The sequence below is a fragment of the Thiocapsa sp. genome, assembly GCF_035467215.1.
Classification (GTDB): Bacteria; Pseudomonadota; Gammaproteobacteria; order Chromatiales; family Chromatiaceae; genus Thiocapsa.
The window spans coordinates 1-7,205 of record NZ_DATITZ010000331.1 but is presented as its reverse complement, the minus strand read 5'-3'; the positions used below and the strand labels follow the sequence as shown (position 1 = coordinate 7,205).

The 7,205-nt window shown below is 65.6% G+C and carries 6 protein-coding genes; 5 read left to right on the top strand and 1 reads right to left on the bottom strand.

Annotated features, from left to right (window positions below; all coding sequences use genetic code 11):
• From VLR48_RS17890 to folK, 3 genes are all read left to right on the top strand, one after another.
• The coding region (locus VLR48_RS17890) for an AMP-binding protein (RefSeq protein WP_325293089.1) at positions 1-2,406 on the top strand (2,406 nt) is incomplete at its 5' end.
• Positions 2,407-2,693: 287 nt separating this feature from the next.
• The gene (locus VLR48_RS17885; protein ID WP_325293088.1) at positions 2,694-3,200 is read left to right on the top strand and encodes an Hsp20/alpha crystallin family protein; all 507 of its coding nucleotides are present in this window, start codon (positions 2,694-2,696) and stop codon (positions 3,198-3,200) included.
• Between the two features lie 122 nt (positions 3,201-3,322).
• A complete protein-coding gene (folK, locus tag VLR48_RS17880; RefSeq protein ID WP_325293087.1) occupies positions 3,323-3,922 on the top strand; it encodes a 2-amino-4-hydroxy-6-hydroxymethyldihydropteridine diphosphokinase in 600 nt (199 codons plus the stop codon).
• Here the strand turns inward: folK and VLR48_RS17875 are convergent.
• Positions 3,919-4,929: a DNA cytosine methyltransferase gene (locus VLR48_RS17875; RefSeq protein WP_325293086.1), complete on the bottom strand. Its 1,011-nt coding sequence runs from the start codon at positions 4,927-4,929 to the stop codon at positions 3,919-3,921. The two genes, folK and VLR48_RS17875, sit on opposite strands and share 4 nt — an antisense overlap.
• A 167-nt stretch (positions 4,930-5,096) precedes the next feature.
• Between VLR48_RS17875 and pabB the strand changes: the two genes are divergently transcribed.
• Together pabB and VLR48_RS17865 are read left to right on the top strand one after the other, a co-directional pair.
• Complete coding sequence (gene pabB / locus VLR48_RS17870; RefSeq protein WP_325293085.1) at positions 5,097-6,476, top strand: aminodeoxychorismate synthase component I; 1,380 nt, start codon at positions 5,097-5,099, stop codon at positions 6,474-6,476.
• 83 nt (positions 6,477-6,559) lie between these two features.
• Positions 6,560-6,838 carry a transposase gene (locus VLR48_RS17865; RefSeq protein ID WP_325293084.1) on the top strand — a complete coding sequence of 93 codons (279 nt, stop codon included), beginning with the start codon at positions 6,560-6,562 and terminating at the stop codon, positions 6,836-6,838.
• Positions 6,839-7,205: the final 367 nt, after the last annotated feature.

Below are 7,205 nucleotides of genomic sequence, written 5' to 3'. Positions count from 1 at the left end.
GCCCTGATCCAGTTCAACGCCGGCGAGAAAGGGCTCGGGCGCGTGCTCGCCGCCAACAACTTCATCCAGAACATCGCGATGTTGAGCTTCCTCGGGCTCACGGTGCTGGCGGCCTATCTTCAGATCGGTGGTCTGACGGTCATGCTCGCGCTCGCCGTCGTCGCGCTCTGCGGGGCCATCTACACCCTCTACCAGCTGCCCCAGTCAATGGTGCGCTTTCTGATGGCGCGCGCCATGTCGACCCATTATCGGCTCGACGTCATCGGCTTGAAGAACATGCCGGCCCAAGGCGGCGTGCTGATGCTCGGCAACCACATCAGTTGGGTCGACTGGGCGATGGTGCAGATGGCGAGCCCGCGGCCGGTGCGGTTCGTGATGGAGCGGGTGATCTACGAACGCTGGTATCTGCGCTGGTTTCTGGACTTCTTCGGCGTGGTGCCGATCTCGGGCGGACGCAGCCGCGAGGCGATCGAGACCGTCTCGCGGCTGCTCGACGCGGGCGAGGTAGTGTGCATCTTCCCGGAAGGCACCATCAGCAAGAACGGGCAGCTCTCCGAGTTCAAGCGCGGCTTCGAGAAATCAGCGCGCGCGGCCACGTCCGGCGTGATCCTGCCCTTCTATCTGCGCGGTCTCTGGGGGAGCCGCTTCTCCTACGCCAAGGAGAAGCTCAAGGCCAGTCGCCGCGAGGGCCGGACCCGCGACGTACTGGTCGCCTTCGGCCGGCCGCTGCCGCGGGAGGCGAGCGCAGAGCAAGTCAAGCAGGCGGTCTTCGAGCTGTCGGTGACCTCCTGGCAGACCCATATTGCGACCCTGCCGACCCTGCCCGCGGCCTGGCTCGCGGCCGCGAAACGGCGTCTCGGGGAGGTGGCCGTGATCGATTCGATCGGGACTCGCCTGAGCAATCGTCGCCTGATCGCGGCGGTCCTCTTGTTCAGCAGCCGAATCAAGCGTCTCGCCCCCGAGCCGGCCGTCGGTATCCTGTTGCCCGCGAGCAGTGCGGCGGCCATTGCCAACCTGGCCGCGCTGCTCGTCGGCAAGCAGGTGGTCAATCTGAACTACACCGCCAGCAGCGAGGCGCTCGTGGCCGGGATGCGCAACGCCGGCGTACGCCATGTCGTCACCTCCGAGCGCTTCCTCGACAAGCTCCAACAGCGCGGGATCGATCTCGACGCGGCCTTCGCCGAGGCGACGCTGCATCCGATGGAGGCCCTGCGCGCCGAGATCGGCAAGGCGGAGGCGCTGGCGTTCCTGGGTATCGGCATCCTCGTGCCCGCCGGGCTCCTGCTCCGCCTCTTCGGACGGCCCGGTCGCCCCGACGACACCGCCGCCATCCTTTTCTCCAGCGGCAGCGAGGGTACGCCCAAGGGCATCGAGCTCAGCCATCGCAACATCATGGCCAACGTGCGTCAGATCGCGGATGTGCTCAATACCGAGCCGGACGATCTCATCCTCGCCAACCTGCCGCCCTTCCATGCCTTCGGGCTCACGGTGACCACCTTCCTGCCGCTGCTCGAAGGCATCCCGATGGTCTGCCATCCCGACCCGACGGACGCCGTCGGCACCGCCAAGGCGATCGCCCGCTATCGTGCGACCGTGCTGTGCAGTACCTCGACCTTCCTGCGGCTCTATATCCGCAATCAGCGCGTCCATCCCCTGATGCTCCAGTCGGTGCGTGTGGTGGTCGCCGGGGCCGAGCGGCTCGCTCCGGAGGTCCGCGACGCCTTCGCACTCAAGTTCAACAAGCTGATCTACGAAGGCTACGGAGCGACCGAGACGACGCCGGTCGCGAGCGTCAACGTCCCGGATGCGCTCGAGACCGCAACATGGAAAATCCAGGCCGGCTCGCGTCCCGGTACCGTGGGTCTGCCGTTGCCCGGCACCAGCTTCCGCATCGTCGACCCCGAGACCCTGGCGACCCTGCCGCCCGGCGAGGACGGGCTCATCCTCATCGGCGGTGTGCAGGTGATGAAGGGCTATCTCAACGACCCGGCGAAGACCGCGGACGCGGTGGTCGAGCTGGACGGTCAGCGCTGGTATAAGACCGGCGACAAGGGTCATCTGGACCCGGACGGCTTCCTCACCATCGTCGACCGTTATTCCCGCTTCGCCAAGCTGGGCGGGGAGATGATCAGCCTGGGCGCGGTCGTGGATCAGATCCGCCGCATCCTTGGCCAACCCGAGCTGGAGCTGGCCGCCGTCAACCTCCCCGACGAGCGCAAGGGCGAGCGCATCCTGCTCCTGGTTGCCGGCGAGATCGATGCCGATGGTCTACGCAAGCAGCTGCTCGAGGCCGGGATGAATCCGCTGAGCATCCCCGCCGAGGTGCTGCAGGTCGAGGCGATCCCCAAGCTCGGCAGCGGCAAGACGGATTTCGGCGCGGCGAAGCGGCTGGCGTTGGCGGCTTGAGGCGGCGAGCCCCGGGATCGTCGACTTGCAGTCGACCTCTTCCGCCGATCTGAAGGCCAGCGGTTCATGCCTGGCAGCGGCGCTGGTGGACTGCGCTGCTCTTGTCCACTCTGCAGCGCTTGCCGCAGGGAGGTCGCTGGGCGACACGTAACCTCGTCGCCTTCGAGCATTGCGGTCTCGTCACGATCAATCCATGGCAGCCGTGATGTGGTTCAGTGCGTGCGAGGGGAGCAAACCTCGGCCTCTGAGCTATACTTTAAGTGGGAATAGAAGACAGGAGGACTGCCATGAAAACCAAAAGCAAAGCGATTGGCGAAGCGGTCCCGCGTCGTGAGATGACACTCTTCGACGAGATGGATCGCGCCTTCGATGATCTCATGCTGGGCGGCCCGCAGCGTGGTTGGCGGCATGGGTGGATGCATCCGTTCCGTGAGATGTGGCCGGAGTGGGCGCGCCTCGAGCAGGCGGTCGAGATGACCCCGAAGGTCGACTTGATCGATCGCGAAGAGGAGCTTCTGGTGCGCGCCGAGGTGCCGGGCGTCGAGAAGAAGGATCTCGAGATCGAGCTGGTCGGCCAAGTGTTGACGCTCAAAGGCGAGCGTAAGCATGAGAAGACCGAAGAGAAGGGCACCTACTACCGGTCCGAGATCGCGCGCGGCAGTTTCGTGCGGTCGCTGAGACTGCCGGAGAACGTGGACCTCGAGAACGCCAAGGCCGAGTTCAAGGACGGTGTGCTTGAGATCCATCTGCCGAAGACCGAGAAGACGGAGCGTCGGCGGATCGAGGTTGCGTAGTCATAGGCAAGGCGCCTGGAGCGCCCATCGCACACCATCGCGTGTGCGCCGACCGCCCCCGGTCATCCGCGAGAACGGATGCCGGGGGCGGTCTTTTTGCGGATGCGTTCGAGGCGGCTTCCATGACCCTGATTGACTCTTCCCCCGGTCCGATGACCCTCGGCGCGCCGGTCGACGTTTGGATCGGCCTCGGCATCAATCTGCAGGAGCCGGAGCTGCAGGTGAGGGCGGCCATCGGCGAGCTGGCCGCGCTGCCCGAAAGCCGTTTGCGGGCCGCCTCTCGTCTGTATCGGACCGCGCCCGTCGGTCCGCCTGGTCAACCCGACTATATCAATGCGGCGGCCCGTCTCGAGACCCGCCTCGCCCCGCAGGCACTCTTGGCGGAGCTCCATCGGATCGAGCTGGCCCACGGCCGTCGGCGCGACGGCACCCGCTGGGGTCCGCGTATCCTGGATCTCGACATCCTCGTCTACGGCGACATGCGCATCGACGAGCCCGGCCTGACGATCCCGCATCCGGAGATGGCCCGACGTGCCTTCGTGCTGGTCCCGCTCGCCGACGTGGCGCCGCCCGATCTTGCGGTGCCGGGCGCGGGGATTCTGGCCAAGCTGCTCGAGCGCTGCGAGCGCGACTGGGTGGAGCCCTTGGGCGACTCGGATCCGGCGGGGGTAGCGTCGTGGAGCGGGTCGCGCACCATCGGAAGCTCCGGCGGGGATTCCTAGATTCGACCGGGTTGGATCGTCGCCGGCTGGATGTCCTCCGCGTGAAGGCTGGTGCCGGGCAGCACGCAGTCAGCGAGCTCGGGTTTCTCGCCCGTGAACATCCACTCCAAGACGTGGGCAAGCTGATGGGAGATCAGCGGCGGGACTGCATCCCCGATGTGGCGGTACTGGTTCGACAGTGATTCGCCGCCGAATCGGTAATGCTCGGGGAAACCCTGCAGCAGCGCGAGCTCTCGGAGGGTGCAGAGGCGATGCTGCTCCGGATGGCTGTAGCCGGGCGAGACGTGGAAGGGGTCCTCCGGATGGCGCTCTCCCGCAGACACCGGCGGCAGGTGACCGATGCCTCGGCGCACGTGCGTGGCCGTCCGATCGACCTCGTAGCCTTGCCAGAGGTCTTCGAGGCCCTTGGCGCCGACCGCAAGTCTGGTCGCGACCACCAACGCGCGTTCTCGTCGCTGGGGGAGACCGAACCTGTCGAGCATGTGGATGCTTGCGTGGACGTCGTAGCCCATCTGTTCGAGCTGCCGACGAAGCTCGCCGAAGTGATGCGCGAAGTTGCCCTTCAAAAGCTCCCGTGCATTCTCCATTACCAGAACCCGCGGCAAGAGAATGCGCACCCATTGCGCCGTTCTCGCCACCAAGCTGTTACGCTCGTCGTCATCCAGGTGATTGTTCGGGTTCGCCCTCGAGAATCCGGTGCAGGGCGGGCACGCTGACAAGACGTCCAGATCCAGTCCGCCGAGGATGTCGCGTCTCGCCGCTGCGATGTCGGTGTCCTCGACATGAGCCAGATCCACGGGCATCGGTGCAAGATTTAGGTTGAGCCGAAAGGTGTCGTTGCAGCCCGAACGGCCTTTGCCGCTGCTCGGCTTGCCGAGCTCGCGGTCGATTGCCGCGACGATCCGGAACGAAGGGTGCACGTGGAAGCCGTAGCTCATGCCTCCGGCACCCGAGAAGAGGTCGATGACGGTGCGGCGGCGGTTGCCGCTCGGCTGGACGAGGCTCATCGGCAAGACTTCCTGGTGGCGGAGGAGGCTAGCCCCGGGCGAGGGTTCCGGATCCTCGCGGACATGAATGTGGTGGCTCACCGTGCGAGCGATCAGGATGTCACGGGAGATCGCCGTTCCACGCATGCTTTAGGTCCTTTACACCTCCAATTGCCGGATTCAGGTTGATGCCCCCCTGCATACGCGAGTTTCCCTATCGGCCCGACAGCAGTCCACTCTTCGAGAGCCTTGTCGGCCGTGCATGGCCCGTCTTTCTCGATAGTGGCCGGCCTGCGAGCACCCTGGGGCGCTACGATATCCTGACCGCGGACCCGCGCGTCACCTTGGTGACGCGCGGGGATCTTACCGTGATTCGAGATGCAGAAGGCATGCGCAGCTCCCCCGCGGATCCCTTCGCGTTGCTGGACGCGGCGCTTGGGCAGCGGCGGCCCCGCGTCCCGGGTCTGCCCTTCTGCGGGGGCGCGATCGGCTACTTCGCTTATGATCTTGCCCGTCGCCTGGAGCGTCTCCCGAGCGTGGCGGAAGACGCGGAGGGCATCCCGGATATGGCGATCGGGATCTATGACTGGGCCTTGGTGGTGGATCATGCGCGCGGCCGTTCCCGGATCGTTGCGCAGGATTCGGCCTGTCTCGACGAGGTGTTCGGGCGTCTGATTCGCGCCCTGTCGGTTGCGGATCCCGCACCTGGTGTCTTCCGTGTCCTGGCGCCCGTTCGCTCCAACCTAAGCCGCACGCAGTATATGCGCGCACTCGAGCGCATCCGTCATTACCTGGATGAGGGCGATTGCTACCAGGTCAATTTCGCCCAACGCTTCGCCGCACCGGCGCAGGGTGACGCCTGGCAGGGGTACAAGGGTCTAAGACGGCTGAATCCTGCGCCTTTCGGGGCCTATCTCGCGACACCCGACTGCAGCATCCTCTGCTCCTCGCCCGAGCGTTTCCTTCACGTGCGCGGCGATCGGGTCGAGACCAAGCCGATCAAAGGGACACGGCCGCGCGGGAGCCATCCCGCCGAGGACCGGATGCTCACGGAGTCTCTGCGTCGAAGCACCAAGGATCGTGCCGAGAACCTGATGATCGTCGACCTGCTGCGCAACGATCTCGGCAAGGTCTGCGCCATCGGCACTGTGCACGTCCCGACACTCTTCGAGGTGGAGAGCTATAGGCGAGTTCATCATCTGGTGAGTACGGTCCGCGGTTGTCTCGCCGAGGGGCGCAATGCGGTGGATCTCCTGCGGGCCTGTTTTCCGGGAGGGTCGATCACAGGCGCGCCCAAGCTTCGCGCCATGGAGATCATCGAGGAGCTGGAGCCCCACCGTCGCGGTGTCTATTGCGGCGCGATCGGCTATCTCGGCTACGACGGTGCGATGGACACCAACATTGTCATCCGCACCCTGGTCTACTCTGCCGGCGTCATCCGGCTCTGGGCAGGCGGCGGCATCGTGGCAGACTCCGACCCAGAGGCCGAGTATCGCGAGACCTACGACAAGGCAGCTCCGCTGTTGGAGCTTTTGGAGCACCTACGCATCGAACAGACGGGGCGTTGAGCCCTGCGGCGAGAACCGGACGAGTCTCTCGGGGAAAGAGGGGTCAAGTCTTGCAATCACGCGCCGCGTGATTTCAAGACCCCATGGGCTTTGTGACCCCATGGGCTTTGGAGACCGGACCCATCGAGCGCTTTGCCCGCGTCGGCAACTACGCGTCCTATAGTCGCCTCGTCGGCAGCGAGCGGCTCTCCAACGGCAAACGCAAGGGCCGCGGCAACGCCAAGAGCGGCAACAAATATCTGGCCTGGGCCTATCTGGAGGCGGCCAACTTCACGGAGCGTTACAACCCCGCGATCAAGCGCTACGACCAGCGCAAGCGCGCCAAGACCAATGGCGTGGTCGCCATCAAGACGGTGGCGTGAGCGCACAAGCTGGCACGAGCCTGTTACTTCATGCTGCGCGAGGGGACCGACTTCGACGTCGATCGCGCCTTCGCCTGAACGGCATTGGGCGATGCGTCGGCAAACCAGCAAAAGGGGTTGGCGATCAGCCTCCAGATCTGATTGGCCGCCGGCACATCTCCCGCGAACATCCGTCAGGGAGCAACGATTGTGAGCGAGACGCCTCCGTCATCGAGCCAGCGCGGGGGTGGACGGTGCCGACATGGCATCGAGCCAGCGATCTGTGAATCTGCGGCCCGGCAGGGGCGGGTCGGGAGCGCCTGGATTGATAGGGATCCGCGCCCCCGCCCCGCCCCTGCCTGCGTGGTCCACTTGGACCTTGGTGGGG